Consider the following 14,880-nt stretch of genomic DNA (forward strand, 5'->3'; position numbering starts at 1 on the left):
CTTGTGAAAGGAAGTTAATCATGAAATATATTAATCAAATCATTAAAATATTAGATCGGTATGAAGGTGATGGTTATTTAGTAGGTGGTTTTGTTCGTGATTACTTATTAAATAGAGAAAGTAATGATATAGATTTAGCTATTAATGTCCAAGTAAAAGAAGTCGCAAGAGAATTTTGTGACATAGTAAATGGTAGTTTTGTGGTATTGGATGATTTGCATAATATTTATCGAGTTGTTATAGATGATATGATTTATGATTTTACTCCAGTAGTTGGCAATTCCATAAAAGAGGATTTGCTTAATAGGGATTTTACTATAAATGCTGTAGCTATTTCTTTGTCTACTATAAATTTTACTAATCAGGGGTATAAGATTAAGAAAATGATTGACCCTACGAATGGTAGAGAAGATATTAATAATGGAGTAATTAGAGCTGTAAATAAAAAGGTATTTAGAGAAGACCCCCTTAGGTTATTTAGAGCCATTAGATTTAAAGCAGAATTAAATTTCACTATTGAAAAAAATACAGAAGTAATTATGAAAGAAAATCCTAAAATGATTAAAGATATAGCCAGGGAGCGGATTCATGATGAATTAATCAAAATATTAAATACTAAAAGAGCGGCTAAAAACTTGTTCTATTTAGAGAATGAATTTTCATTATTATCGAATTTAATTTCTGATGTTAATGAATTAAAAGAGATAGGAGAATGTAAGTATCATCGAGAGGATGTTTGGACTCATTCCTTATACGCAGTTAAGAAGTTAGAGCAATTATTAGAAGAGGATTATTGGAATAAAAGAATCGATAGTGATAAAATACCATTACTCAAATTTGCTACTCTTTTTCATGATTTAGGTAAGTTAATCACTGAAGAGGTAATAGATGGTGAAATTCATTTCTATGGCCATGATAAAGAAGGAGCTAAATATATAGAACCGATTTTAAGAGAATTATGTTTTAGTAAAAAATCAATTACATATATTAAAAAAATAATTAGATATCATATGCGGCCATTATCTTTATATTATGCTGATAACTTAACAGATAAAGGAAAGTATCGTTTCTTTAGAACAGTTGAATCTTCAGTTGTAGATGTCTGTCTATTAGCTGCAGCAGATACTCTAAGTACTAAATTATTAAATAGTCGTCAGGATGAAATCAAAGATAATCTTGCCTTCTTAAAGGAGCTTATTAAAGAGTGGCAAGAAGTAGAAGAAAGAACAGCAGAGCCTCTATTAACTGGATATGATATAATAGAAATCTTTTCTATAGAAGAAGGGCCTCAAATTGGTGAAATTTTAAAAGAAGTAAACGAAGCTCAGGCACAAGGTTTGATTACAAATTATCAAGAAGCAATTGAATATATAAAGAATATTATAAATCAATAGTAATGGAAAACCTCTCAACTTGAGAGGTTTTTTTATTTTAATAGTATAATCTTAGTCCTTTATGCGTATCTATTTATACTAAAGTCAATGACTATATGAAAGTAGTCAGGAGTTAAAGAAAGGAGGGGACTTAGATTTTTAAAAGATTAAATTTATTGATGATCTTAATAATTATTTTTGGATGTACTTTAACTATATTCGCAATTGAATCGGGACCCACTTGTGATTGTGGTCAACTTCGTATTTTGGGTTTAAAGCAGTCAAGAATGCAAGGTCAAGATGTTCAGGAATTACAACGGCAATTAAAAGAATTAGGTTTTTATAAACGAGAATTAAATTTAGTCTATGACTGGAATACATATTTAGCAGTTAATAAATTTCAAAAAGCTAATAATTTAACAATTGATGGAATAGTTGATGAAAAAACTTGGTTAAATTTAGCTCAAGCTTTGGATAAGGGAAAGAGTCAAGAAGTTGCTAGTGAAAAATTAAAGCCACCAGAGGGAGAGGTTTTTCTTTTAATAGATGCATATAAGAAACAAATGACGGTTTATTCAGATGGTGAACCATACCATAAATTCCCGGTAGCTGTAGGAAAACCTTCGACTAAATCGCCGATTGGTGAGTGGGCAGTTATTGCTAAAGATGCTCATTGGGGTGGAGGATTTGGTGTTCGTTGGATGAGACTAAATGTACCGTGGGGAATTTATGGAATGCACGGCACTAATAAGCCTGGGTCTATTGGAACAGCAGCTAGCCATGGCTGTATTAGAATGTTTAATAGACATGTAAAGATACTCTATTCGTGGGTAGATGTTGGTACTAGAGTAAAGATTATTGGAAGAAGAGATCCGATTAAAATAACTCATAATCTTCGTTCTGGACAGTCAGGGAAAGATGTATTGTTATTTCAAGAGAAATTAAGAGAACATGGTTTAGATCCTGGTTATACAGATGGAAGATTTGGTGATAGTACTAAAAAAGCGATGAAAGATTTTAAGTATATTTATGGTTTGAAAGATGATTTAGTTGGAGATGAAAATACATTTTATATTTTAAATATTAAATAAAGGGGGGGTTAGGTGTGCTAGAAAAATTAAAGTCTAATTTTGATTGGCCTATATTAATTGGGATGATAGGATTAATTATTATTGTTACCTCGGCTTTAACATTTTATCTTAGCTATAAAGATCAGCAAGGTTTTACAATTGATCCTAAAGTAGAATTAGTGGCTGACAAGGAATATCAAATAACTTATTGGGATTATCCCCTCTTTATTGGTCAAGATGCAGAGTATAAAAAGTTTTTACAAGAAACAATTACAGAATTTAATGATATGTATCCGAATATTAAAGTGAAGTATGAATTACTATCATTTATAGAAGGCAGAAATAAATTGAAGAAAAGGTTAACAGAAGGGAAACCACCTGATATATATAATGATTTATTTGGTACTAAATTAATAAGTGAAGAATATCAGATTCCAGTTAATATATTCTTTGCCGAGAATGAAATAGAAGACTATAATCAGTTAGGAACTTCAGCATTTACTTATGATCAAAAAGTATGGGGATTACCGAATTGGTTATTACCTCAAGTTTGGGTTGGGAATCGCAAATTACTTACTAAGACAGATTTAGACCTGAGTAGAGTTAAAGAAAAAGGCTGGCCATGGGAGACTTTTTACCAAACAGCTAAAGAAATCAAAGGTTTAAATAAAAAAAGTTGTATAATCTTTAATCCATATAATTCAGAATTGTTTTATCAATTATTAAGTATGAATGACAGTCAGGAACTAGTTTCTAAAGAAGGTAAATTGCTTTTGACAGAGAAGAATTTAAAAGGTACTTTTGAATATTTAGATGATTTACGTAGTCATAAAGTATTCTATGAAGAACCAGAAGAGATGAATAAAAAATTACTACCTTATTTTTGGCAAGGTAGAGCAGGAGTGATTGCTCCAGTTAATTTATGGTTATTAAATAATTTGTATCAGCGAGATAAAAAAGAAAAGAATGTAGAATTAACTTTATTACCGATACCTACTAATGATCCTGAAGTGAGTAAAGTACCGCTAAAGGTAAGAGGTTTAGTGCTTTTTAGACAAGAAGAGTATAAAGGGGACGATCATACAAAAGCTGTTTATAAATTTGCTAAGTTTCTTAATCAACAGAAATCACTTTTTATAGCTAAGAAGTTAAGAGTGGTACCAAGTTATCTACCTTTAATTTCTCATTGGAAGCAAGAAGTAAATCTAACAACTGATATTCAAAATCAACTATTGACTTATGTAGACCGTGGTAGTTATAAGGAGTTAAGTGGTTTTAATAATGAGAAATTAGAGTTAGAGATTAAGCAAGTGATTGATGAGCGGTACGAATCATTCTGGTTAGAAGGAGAATCTATTCCTAAAGTAAGTAGAGAAATCTTAAATATTGCTGAAGATATATTAAATGTTACTGATAATGAAAAGAATAAGGTCGAAAAAAAGAATGAAGATAAAAAATGAATAATAGAGTTGACATATTTAGTGATTTATGTTATTATAATTTAAAGTAAAAAGTTAATATGAATGAAAGCTCTTATTAAGAGTGGCTGAGGGACTGGCCCGATGAAGCCCGGCAACCGGCATTCGTTTAGAATGCAATGGTGCCAAATCCTGCAACGAAAAAATTTTCGTTGAGAGATGAGAGAGGAGTATAATTATAATAAATTATAAACCTCTTCTCATCAGAGAAGAGGTTTTTTTATTTTTAATTAAAAATGGAGGTAATAAATATGACAAAAGAAGAAAAAAGAAATTTAGGATTTGACACACTGTCTTTACACGCAGGATATGAACCAGAGGAAACAACTGGGTCAAGAGCGGTGCCTATTTATCAGACAACATCTTATGTATTTAATGATGCTGACCATGCAGCACGATTATTTGCTTTAGAGGAAGAAGGGAATATTTATACTAGAATTGGAAATCCGACTCACTCAGCATTTGAGAAGCGAATAGCAGCTTTAGAGGGAGGCGAAGCAGCTTTAGCTACATCATCAGGGATGGCAGCTATTAATTTAACTATATTAGGTTTATTAGAGGCAGGAGATGAAATTGTTTCTTCTAGATGTATCTATGGTGGAACTTATAATCTCTTTTCAGTGACTTTACCAAAGTATGGGATTGAGACTACATTTGTAGATCCAGATGATTTAGATGCCTGGGAAGAGGCTATTACTGAAAATACAAAAGTTCTTTATTTAGAATCACCTGGTAATCCACTTTTAAATATTGTTGATATCAAAAAAGTAGCAGAAATTGCTCATGAAAATGATATTACAGTAGTCTTTGATAATACTTTTAATACTCCTTACTTATGTCAACCTTTAAGTTTAGGAGCAGATATTGTGGTTCATTCGGCAACTAAATATATAGGAGGTCATGGAAGTTCTATAGGAGGAGTTATTGTTGGTTCAGAAGATTTTATTTTTAAAGTTAGAACTGAAGGATATCGTGACACAGGTCCAGCTTTAAGTCCAATGAATTCGTGGTTATTTATTCAGGGATTAGAAACACTCTCTTTACGTATGGAAAGACATTCAGAAAATGCACAACAAGTAGCAGAATGGTTAGAAGAACATGATCAAGTAGAGTGGATTAAATATCCAGGATTAGAGAGTCATCCACAACATGAATTAGCTAAAAAACAACAAGAGAATTTTGGAGGTATGGTCTGTTTTGAAATTAAAGGTGGCTTTGAAGCTGGTAAGAAGCTAATTAATAGTGTAGAGTTATGTTCACTTTTAGCCAACGTAGGTGACACTAGAACATTAATTATTCATCCGGCTTCGACTACTCATGAACAATTAGGAAAAGAGGAGCAAGAAGAAGCTGGTATTACTGAAGGTTTAATTAGATTATCGGTAGGGATTGAGAATGTAGAAGATATAATTGCCGATTTAAAGCAAGCATTTGCAACTATTGATTAGTTTTTAAGTTTAACTGGAAGGAAGGGAGAGTTATGAGTATTTGTAATAGAGAAGTAGAGTATATTAGTGATGAGGTGAGTTTAACTTCACCACACAATCTGACTCTTTTTGATGCTAAAGAGAAATTTAAGACTGAATCCGGTAAAGAGTTAGGGCCTATAGAAATTAATTATGAAACATATGGTAGATTAAATTCTAATCAAGATAATGTAATTTTAATTGTTCATCATTTAACAGCTAACGCCCATACTGCCGGTAAATATCAGACAGGTGATCAAGAAGTAGGTTGGTGGAATAATTTAATTGGTCCAAATAAAGCAATTGACACCAATAAATATTATGTAATTTGTAGTAATGTGTTAGGGAGCTGCTATGGCACAACTGGTCCTGCTTCTATTAATCCAGAGACAGGAAGAGAGTATGGAACTGATTTTCCTGTAATAACAATTAAAGATATGATTAAGCTACAGAAAGCATTATTAGATAAATTAGGGATTAATCATCTTCGAGCAGTAATTGGTGGTTCCATGGGAGGTATGCAAGCCTTAAAGTGGGCAGTAGAGTATCCAGATTTTGTAGATAAGGTAATACCAATTGGAACACCAGGAAGACTTAAAGCTCAAAGTATAGCATATAATCAAATAGCAATTGAGGCTATCAAAAATGATCCAGATTGGCAAAAAGGAGATTATTATGGCTCTGGTCGTTATCCGAAGAAAGGGATGGCATTAGCTAGAAAGATTGGGATGATTACTTTTAGAAGCCCTGAATCTTTTCAGAATAAATTTGGTAGAGAAGAGTTGGAAAGAAAAGATTTTTATACCCTTGATAGTCAGTTTAAAATAAATAGTTATTTAGATTATCAAGGACAAAAGTTTATCGAACGTTTTGATGCAAATTCATTCTTATATCTTACTAAAGCCATGGATCTTTTTGATTTGGGTAGAGGATATGACTCATTTTCAACAGCTTTAAGTCGAATTCAAGCTAAAGTACTGTTGATTACTATTAATTCGGATCAACTTTTTCCACCAGAAGAATCATTAGAAGTAGTAAATATATTACAGCAGATGGGGAAATGGGCTGAACATTATGAGATAGATTCTAAACTTGGACACGATTCATTTTTAGTTGAGTTTGATAAATTCAAATTTCCAATTAGTGATTTTCTTAATAAATAATACTTTGCTAATATAAATCCTAAGCAGATATCTGCTTAGGATTTTTTTATTATAATTGTTATAATAATGGTCTCTAATAACTTAGTCACTTATGACTAATAATCTTTAACAAACAAAGCAGGAAGATAATTCTTACTATGGAATTATAATTATTAAGGTTAGTATAATACTCAAGAATATTTAAAAAGGAGTCATTTAAAAATGAGTTATGAGCCTACTAAATTAGAAGTGGAAAATATAATGACAAATCAGGATGATACTAAAGTTCCTAATCATATTGAAAATAATATAATTAAATTCATTCGGATTTTAAGAAGTTTAGGTATTAGAATTAGTTTGGTGGAGACCATTGATGCTATGGATTCATTAAATATAGTAAATATAGCCAAAAGAAGTGAATTTAAAATTGCTTTGCGTTCATTAATAGTTAAAAATTATGAAGAGAAGGTGATTTATGATAGGGCGTTTGATTTATTTTTTATGCCTGAAGAAATTGAAATGGACGAAAAAGAAGTAGAAGATAATAATGATGAAGAAGTAATTCATGATGCCATTGAACGTAAAGATTTAAAGGATAAGGAAAAGAAATTAGATGATCTAGAATTAGAATTAGATTTAGATGATGAACAACAAGAGTTATATGATGAATTAGATCCTGAAGTTAAAGAAAAGGTGAGTGAACAAGTTAGAGATAAGTTTGGCGAAGCACTTTTATATGCTCCAAAGACTAAATCGATGGTTAATAATTTTATTCGTGGTAGTTTAAAATACTGGAAAGCAAAATTAAATGAAAATAGAGATGGTCTTATTGATTTAGAATCAAGTCTAGATGTTAAAAAAACTGGAGATCAGGAATTAGATAAGACTTTACGAAAAATAGTAAATAAATTAGATGAAGAATCAGAGTTTCTTCTTGCTAAGGATATAAAAGAAATAGCAGATGAAGAAATGGGTGAAGTTACTGAGATTATTAAACGTCTTACGCGTAAATTAGCTACAAAATTATCTAGAAGATATAAGAGGAGTAATAAGAATAAGAAGATAGATTTGCGTGCTACATTACGTAAGAATATTAAATATGGAGGTTCGTTGATTGATTTAAGTTATAAAAGTCAAAAGGTACAGAAGCCAAAATTTTTGTTAATCTGTGATGTATCAGATTCTATGGCTAAGTATTCAAGTTTTGTACTCCAATTTGTTTATGGGCTTTCTAGTGTCGTTAAAGAGATTGAAAGCTTTATATTTGCAGAAGATTTAGAACGAATAACAGATTATTTTATTGATGATAATTCTTTTGAAAATCAGATGTCAAAAATAATAGCAGAAAGTGAAGGATGGGGAGGTTCAACTAATTTAAATCAAGCATTAGAAACATTTAATCGAAATTATAAATCTTTACTTACTTCTAGAACAGTAGTATTTATTGTTAGTGATACCAAAACCCTCAGGTTAAGAAAAGCAGTACAGAAGATAAAAGATATAAACCAACAAGTTAAAGAGATAATGTGGTTAAATACACTGCCTAAAGCAGCTTGGAGGAATAGAAAATCTGTTGAATTATTTCAAAAACATTCTCAAATGTTTAAATGTAATATGATAAAAGATTTACAAAGAATAATTAAAGAAGAATTTTTATAGAAAGTCAGTAGTTAATCTACTGGCTTTTTATATTTCTATCAAGTTTTTATTAAGTAGCTTCAATTCCTAAACCATTATGTGAATAAATTATCTTAATCTTACTCTGATCTTTATTTTTTAATAGTTATTGTTTTTAGTTTAAAAAAATATATCACTCCAAATGTTAATATATTTCTACCTTTATTAGGGCCAGGATTCCCTAATTGATGTCCACCATTGGACATATGGCGATAAGAAATATAGAAATTATCATAGCCTATAGAGATAGATTCAGTAAACATATTATGAGAGGATAGATAGTCATCAGTATTGTTTACATATCCTATGCCTAGAGATATTTTTCCATAAAGAGAATCTGTGAAATCTCTCCAGTAACCTATTTCACTAAATAGGTAAGTTGTAGAATGCTTTTGATTTATAGTTCCGCCAAACACTTGATAGTAGATATTCTTTTTTCTATATCCATATCCTACTTGAACAACATTTAGGTTTTCAATATCATTATATACACCTGTAGCTATTGAACCTGTCTCCAGTATATAAAATTTTTCTGCATAAGAGATATTATTAAAAAATAAAGTAAATAGAATTAAGGTAAGCAGGGTCATTATAATTTTGAATTTTATTTTAGTCATGAGAATGAGCACCTCCTATTATATCATATGAAATATGTATAGAATTTGTTTAAATTGAAATCATAATTAATAATTAAGGATTTATTTTTAACAATTAAATTTACCAAGGAGGAACTTTATAATGACCCAACAATCACATGTACATTGTACTGTTGATAATTGCCAATGGTGGTCTGAACCAAATTTATGTGTTGCGGAAAAGTTATTAGTTACTAGTGATGATTTTGCTAAAAAACTTCCTAATGAAATAGATGTTGAAGAGACCAATCAAATTGTTAATCAAGAAGGTTTATCACCGGTTACAGAATGTTATCAAAGTTGTTGTAAAACTTTTGTCCCTCGTGATAAGTATCAACGAGGAGAGGGAGGTACTAACCCTAATCAATTAACTTAATGTAGATTTTTATAATGAACTGCCTTTAATTATCTTGTTTATAAAGAATAAAAATGTTATAATGATTAACAGAACTAAATATTGGAACACTAGGGGTGCCTGTTTTAGGCTGAGAGGCTATCTAGCTGACCCTTAAACCTGATCTAGATAATGCTAGCGCAGGAAAGTGGTTAGATACTAAAGACTACTCTCCTTGAGTAGTCTTTTATTAAATAGGAAGGAGAAAATAATGAATAATCTAAAAACTAAAAAATTAACAGAATTAGGAATTGCTTTAGCATTAGCGACTATATTAAATTTTATTAAAATCTATGAATTACCACAAGGTGGTTCGGTTTCATTAGAGATGGTACCTATTTTCTTTATTGCCTTAAGATGGGGAATTAAGGAAGGACTGATATTAGGAAGTACATATGGTGTTTTACAATTATTATTAGGAGCTAAGATTTATTATCCTATACAGGCAGTTCTGGATTACCCAGTGGCTTTCAGTGTTTTAGGATTAGCGGGTATAATTAATACTTGGCTAAGAAAAGCAAAGATTAAGAAACGAATTATATTAGTTATTATTGGAGTATTATTAGGAGGAGCTTTGAGATTATTAGTTCATACTATTTCTGGAGTGGTCTTTTTCAGTCAATATGCACCGGAAAGTCAGAATGTATGGATTTATTCTTCAGTATATAACTTAAGCTATATGCTTCCTGAAACTATTATTACAATTATTATTATGATATTCTTACTTAAAAGTTCAGCAGATTTATTGGAGAGAAATTAAAGGAAGTGAGAAGATGCAGCGAGCAATTGTTTTTGCAAATGGGGAATTAATTGGGGATAAAGCTTTTTATCAAGATTACATTAATCAAGATGATATTATTCTTTGTGCAGATGGTGGGGCTGAATATGCTTATGAATTAGATGTTAAACCTGATTTAATTGTAGGGGATCTCGATTCGGTTTCTAAAGAAGTACTAGATTATTATCAAAATCAAGGTGTTCTTTTTAAAAAATATCCTACAGATAAAGATAAAACAGACACTCAGCTTCTTTTAGAAGAGTTAGCAAATCAAAATTATGATGAAATAATAGTTTTGGCTGCTTTAGGTGGTAGGCTAGATCATACTTTAGGAAATATATATTTAATGGATGGTTTATATCATCCAAAGATTAATATAAAATTAGTAAGTTCCCGAGAAATAGTAGAAGTAATTGAAGATAAGAAGATTATTAAAGATCAAATTAATAAAACAATTTCTTTAATCCCTATAACCTTAAAAGCAACAGGGGTTAATTTATCAGGATTTAAATATGAATTAGAAGACGCCATCTTTAAAAGGGGAGGTACTTTAGGATTGAGTAATATCATTCGTACAAATAAAGCAATGATTAGTATAGAAGAAGGAAGATTATTAATGATAATTAATGAAGATAATTGACTATGATATTTAATAGGAATATAATAATGTTTTATAGTAAACTAAAATTAAAAATAGTAAGCTGTTGGAGGTATTTAGATGAAAGAGGAAAATATATTAACTACAGCTTGTATTCGTAATTGTAGCGGAAGTTGTATAATTAAAGCTCATGTGAAGAACGGTAAAATAACACAGATTACTACTGATAATTTAATAGATGATAGTCTAGAGACACCACAGTTAAGAGCATGTGTTAAAGGAAGGTCATATCGAGAGCGGGTTTATTCTCCTAATCGACTTAAATATCCTATGAAAAGAGTTGGGGAAAGAGGAGAAGGTAAATTCAAGCGGATTTCTTGGGATGAAGCTTTAGATATTATAGCTGATAAGTTAACTAGCATCAAAGAAAATTATGGAAATAAAAGCATGATGGATTTGTTTCATTCTGGAGTTGTTCATACTGTATTACATTCGACTTGGAGACAATTATCGAATAGGTTTTTTAATATGTTTGGAGGTTCTGTTCAACAGGATTTTACTTCATTAAGTGAAGGGGCTAAGGATGCTGCTATTCCTTATATTTTAGGAGATATAGAATATAGCAGTCAATCTGACTTATTAGAGACTGAACTGATCATTATGTGGGGTTGGAATCCAGCCGAGACTACTTCTGGGACTAATACTTCTTGGTATATTGCTCAGGCTAGACAAAAAGGAATTAAGACCATCTGTATTGATCCTAGACATACAGAGACTGTAGCTACTTTAGCAGATGAATGGTTACCAATTAAACCAGGAACAGATATTGCTTTAGCCTCAGCTATGGCTTATGTAATGATTAAAGAAGATTTATGTGATGATAAATTTATCAATAAATTTACTATCGGTTATGAGGAATATAAAAAGTATATTTTAGGAAAAGAGGATGGAATACCTAAGACCCCTCAATGGGCAGCAGAAATTACCGGACTTTCTAGTCAACAGATTCAAAGTCTAGCTAGAGAGTATACTAAGGCTGATTTAGCTATGTTAATTCCAGGTTTAGGATTGCAACGTACTGCTTATGGTGAACAAATTTCTAGGGCGTTACCTACTTTAGCAGCTATGACTGGTAATATAGGACTTAAAGGTGGAAATTCTGGTATTCCTCAATATAATATGAAGACTAATGATATAGGATTAGGAAGGTTACCTACTTTTGAAAATTCAACAGGAATTGAATTCCCTATTTATACTTGGTCTGATTATATTTTACAAGGTAAAGATGGTGGCTATCAAAGTGATATCAAGGCATCTTATTTTATTGGAAGTAATATATTAAATCAAACTGCTGATATAAATAAAGGAATTAAGGCACTTAAATCTTTGGATTTTATTGTAGTCCATGAATTATTTATGACTAGAACGGCTAAGTATGCTGATATCTTACTACCTGTTACTACTTTCTTTGAACGAGAAGATATTATGGAGTATGATGGAGTAGCAGTTTTTATGCCACAAATTATTGAACCTATGTATGAAGCTAAATCTGATTTTGAAATTTTTACTGAATTAGGAGCTCGATTAGGTTTTGATTATACTGGTGGGAAGAGTAAAGAAGAATGGTTGCGAAATTTTGTTGAAGAATCTGAAATTCCTTATAGTTATGAAGAATTTAAAGAGGAAGGAATCTATAGAAATGATAATAGGGATTTGAAACCATCTTATTATCAGCAAATTCATGAAGGTAAACCGTTTAATACTCCTTCAGGTAAGATCGAAATTTATTCAGAAAGATTAGCAAGTTTAAATGATTCAGAAATACCACCTATACCAAAATATATTGAAAGTTGGGAAACACCAGATGATGAATTAATTAATGAATATCCTTTACAGTTGATTTTACCACATGATAAATATAGAGTGCATTCTCAATTTAATGATAATCCGTTATTGCAGAATTTAAAATTAGATGCTATTCAAATTAATACAGAGGATGCTAAAGAAAGAAATATCAGTGATGAGGATGAAGTTCTAATTTATAATGAACGAGGGAAAGTAATTTTAGCAGCAGATGTAACAGAACGAATTCGACCTGGAGTAGTTGCTATCAATCAAGGCGGTTTGGTCAATATTTTAACTAGTGCTCGACCTACTCCATTAGCGAAAGCAGCTACCATGCATACTACATTAGTCGAAGTTGAAAAAAATTAGGGGGAGGAGTTATATGCAGCTTAAATTTTATTTTGATCAGAATAAATGTATTAATTGTAATGCTTGTGTAGTAGCTTGCAAGTCATGGAATAATTTAGATGGAATAAGCTATAGGAGAGTGATTACAAAAGAGAACGGTAAATTCCCTGATGTATCTGTGGAGAATATATCTGTCTCGTGTAATCATTGTCAAGAACCAGCATGTCAAAGAGTCTGTCCAATTGATGCAATTAGTAAAGATAAAGAAAATGGGGTTGTTAATGTAAATCAAGATAAATGTATAGGATGTATGAAATGTAAAGAGGTGTGTTCTATTGATGCACCACAATTCTTGGATAAAATTAATGCAAAGATGCAGAAATGTGACTTTTGTTATGACAGATTAGGTGAAGGTAAAGCTCCTATTTGTGTAAAAGCATGTATAATGAGAACTTTAAAATTTGGTACTCTTGCAAATAACTGAGATTAGTGATAAAATTAAAATGCAAATTATATAACTTTAGTTTAAGATGGGGGAATGCTTATGTCAAATGAAGAGATGTCATTGGTTGATCATTTAACGGAATTAAGGAAACGATTGATAATTGCTATTGGGGTTTTAATTGTTGCTTCAATAGGTAGTTATATATATTCATCACAGATTATTGAGATATTAACTAATCCTGTAGGAAAGGAATTAGTTTATCTTTCACCACCTGAAGCTTTCTTTACACAAGTGAAGGTTTCATTTTTTGCTGGATTTTTAATATCTTTACCGATTATTTTGTATAATATTTGGCGTTTTATTTTACCTGGACTTGAAGATAATGAAAAGAATTATTTACTTATTTTAGTACCGTTATCATATCTTTTCTTTGTAGGTGGAGTAGCTTTTGGATTTTTTGTAGTAATTCCTTTTGGAATTAAGTTCTTTTTAGGCTTTACATCTGCTAATTTAGAAGCTATGTTCTCATTAAGCAAGTATATTTCATTTATTGTTAGTATTTTAATTCCGTTTGGTTTAGTTTTTGAATTGCCATTATTAATAACTTTATTAGTTAAAATGAATTTAATCACATCTAAATTTTTAACTGACAATCGTAAGTATGTAATAGTTGCTACTTTTTTATTTGCGGCGATTTTAACTCCGCCTGATATCATATCTCAAACGATGATGGCTTTACCTTTGATTGTACTTTATGAAGGTAGCATTATAGTAGCAAAGATAATTGAATAGAAGTTAGTACTTAAAACTAGTTGATAATATAAATGCTAACTACTTGTAATATTACTCAAGACGACTATGTAAGTGGAGTAGAAGAAGGATTTAGTCTATTAATAGATGTAGCAGAAGAATTAAAAAGAAAATATTTGGAATAATATTTTTAATAACAAATAAGTATAATTTAATAAAGCGTATAAATACCATTAACTTGATTTATGATGTATATAGGAGATCAATTAGTACTTATCGAATTACATTATGGTTTTTTGAATTAAATAGTGATAGGCTACAAATAGTATTAATAATTAAAAAGATTATTTAAAAACTATTTTTAAGGAGCGTTGGTTATGGACTGGAAATTATTTCTCATGGCTTATGGGATGTTATTTTTAGCGGAGTTAGGAGATAAAACTCAACTAGCAGTATTTACATTAGTGACTCAATATAAATCTCCAATTCCTATTTTCTTAGGTGCTTCAGCAGCTTTAGTAACAGTTACATTAATTGGAGCATTCTTTGGAGAAGTGGTTACCCGATATATTCCTACTGAATATTTACAATTAGGGGCAGGTGTAATTTTTATTGTGATTGGAATTTTTGTTTTAAGAGAAGCTCTTGGTGGTATAATTGTATAGTTAAAGTTAGGATAGAGTAGTAATTACTACTCTATCCTATTTTTTATTAATCAAAGTTTTCCATCCATTCTATAGAGTCTTGGACAGGGTAAGATTTAAATTTTTTTAATCTTTTTTGTAAATCTTTATTATCTTTTTCTTTTATTGATCCAGTTTTTTCTTTCATTTGCTAACCTCCCTTCCTAGTTATATTTTGAGTATAATTGGTTAAAATAA

The 14,880-nt window shown here is 30.4% G+C and carries 14 protein-coding genes and 2 riboswitches; of the genes, 13 read left to right on the forward strand and 1 reads right to left on the reverse strand.

What is annotated here, in order from left to right:
* Nucleotides 1-20 precede the first annotated feature (20 nt).
* The 6 genes from B5D41_RS05915 to B5D41_RS05940 all read left to right on the forward strand — a co-directional run bounded on the left by B5D41_RS05915 (nucleotide 21) and on the right by B5D41_RS05940 (nucleotide 8,188).
* Nucleotides 21-1,394 carry a CCA tRNA nucleotidyltransferase gene (locus tag B5D41_RS05915; RefSeq protein ID WP_078809701.1) on the forward strand — a complete coding sequence of 458 codons (1,374 nt, stop codon included), beginning with the start codon at nucleotides 21-23 and terminating at the stop codon, nucleotides 1,392-1,394.
* 158 nt (nucleotides 1,395-1,552) lie between these two features.
* Nucleotides 1,553-2,464: a L,D-transpeptidase family protein gene (locus B5D41_RS05920; protein WP_078809702.1), complete on the forward strand. Its 912-nt coding sequence runs from the start codon at nucleotides 1,553-1,555 to the stop codon at nucleotides 2,462-2,464.
* 14 nt (nucleotides 2,465-2,478) lie between these two features.
* Nucleotides 2,479-3,903, forward strand: a complete 1,425-nt coding sequence (locus B5D41_RS05925) for an ABC transporter substrate-binding protein (protein WP_078809703.1) — start codon at nucleotides 2,479-2,481, stop codon at nucleotides 3,901-3,903.
* Nucleotides 3,904-3,973: 70 nt separating this feature from the next.
* Nucleotides 3,974-4,087, forward strand: a riboswitch (SAM riboswitch).
* Between the two features lie 85 nt (nucleotides 4,088-4,172).
* On the forward strand, nucleotides 4,173-5,369 hold the full coding sequence (locus B5D41_RS05930; protein WP_078809704.1) for an O-acetylhomoserine aminocarboxypropyltransferase/cysteine synthase family protein: 1,197 nt from the start codon (nucleotides 4,173-4,175) through the stop codon (nucleotides 5,367-5,369).
* Between the two features lie 32 nt (nucleotides 5,370-5,401).
* Nucleotides 5,402-6,550 carry a homoserine O-acetyltransferase MetX gene (gene metX, locus B5D41_RS05935; RefSeq protein WP_078809705.1) on the forward strand — a complete coding sequence of 383 codons (1,149 nt, stop codon included), beginning with the start codon at nucleotides 5,402-5,404 and terminating at the stop codon, nucleotides 6,548-6,550.
* Nucleotides 6,551-6,751: 201 nt separating this feature from the next.
* Nucleotides 6,752-8,188, forward strand: a complete 1,437-nt coding sequence (locus B5D41_RS05940) for a vWA domain-containing protein (protein WP_078809706.1) — start codon at nucleotides 6,752-6,754, stop codon at nucleotides 8,186-8,188.
* A gap of 110 nt (nucleotides 8,189-8,298) precedes the next feature.
* Here B5D41_RS05940 and B5D41_RS05945 read toward each other — a convergent pair whose 3' ends face one another.
* Nucleotides 8,299-8,823, reverse strand: coding sequence for a hypothetical protein (locus tag B5D41_RS05945; protein WP_078809707.1), 525 nt, complete (start codon nucleotides 8,821-8,823; stop codon nucleotides 8,299-8,301).
* Nucleotides 8,824-8,944: 121 nt separating this feature from the next.
* On the opposite strand from B5D41_RS05945, the gene B5D41_RS05950 reads away from it, so the two are divergent.
* The 7 genes from B5D41_RS05950 (at nucleotide 8,945) to B5D41_RS05980 (ending at nucleotide 14,664) form a co-directional block, all read left to right on the forward strand.
* Nucleotides 8,945-9,217, forward strand: coding sequence for a DUF1540 domain-containing protein (locus tag B5D41_RS05950; RefSeq protein WP_078809708.1), 273 nt, complete (start codon nucleotides 8,945-8,947; stop codon nucleotides 9,215-9,217).
* 81 nt (nucleotides 9,218-9,298) lie between these two features.
* Nucleotides 9,299-9,399, forward strand: a riboswitch (TPP riboswitch).
* 47 nt (nucleotides 9,400-9,446) lie between these two features.
* The gene (gene thiT / locus B5D41_RS05955) at nucleotides 9,447-9,995 is read left to right on the forward strand and encodes an energy-coupled thiamine transporter ThiT (protein ID WP_078809709.1); all 549 of its coding nucleotides are present in this window, start codon (nucleotides 9,447-9,449) and stop codon (nucleotides 9,993-9,995) included.
* A 13-nt stretch (nucleotides 9,996-10,008) separates the two neighbouring features.
* A complete protein-coding gene (locus B5D41_RS05960) occupies nucleotides 10,009-10,653 on the forward strand; it encodes a thiamine diphosphokinase (protein WP_078809710.1) in 645 nt (214 codons plus the stop codon).
* Between the two features lie 78 nt (nucleotides 10,654-10,731).
* Nucleotides 10,732-12,825: a molybdopterin-dependent oxidoreductase gene (locus tag B5D41_RS05965; RefSeq protein ID WP_078809711.1), complete on the forward strand. Its 2,094-nt coding sequence runs from the start codon at nucleotides 10,732-10,734 to the stop codon at nucleotides 12,823-12,825.
* 13 nt (nucleotides 12,826-12,838) lie between these two features.
* Entirely contained in the window at nucleotides 12,839-13,288 is a 450-nt protein-coding gene (locus B5D41_RS05970) for a 4Fe-4S dicluster domain-containing protein (protein WP_078809712.1), read from the forward strand.
* Between the two features lie 60 nt (nucleotides 13,289-13,348).
* Nucleotides 13,349-14,041, forward strand: coding sequence for a twin-arginine translocase subunit TatC (gene tatC, locus B5D41_RS05975; protein ID WP_078809713.1), 693 nt, complete (start codon nucleotides 13,349-13,351; stop codon nucleotides 14,039-14,041).
* Between the two features lie 335 nt (nucleotides 14,042-14,376).
* A complete protein-coding gene (locus B5D41_RS05980) occupies nucleotides 14,377-14,664 on the forward strand; it encodes a TMEM165/GDT1 family protein (RefSeq protein ID WP_078809714.1) in 288 nt (95 codons plus the stop codon).
* Nucleotides 14,665-14,880 lie beyond the last annotated feature (216 nt).

Origin of the sequence: Selenihalanaerobacter shriftii (genome assembly GCF_900167185.1) — a bacterium.
GTDB lineage: Bacteria > Bacillota > Halanaerobiia > Halobacteroidales > Acetohalobiaceae > Selenihalanaerobacter > Selenihalanaerobacter shriftii.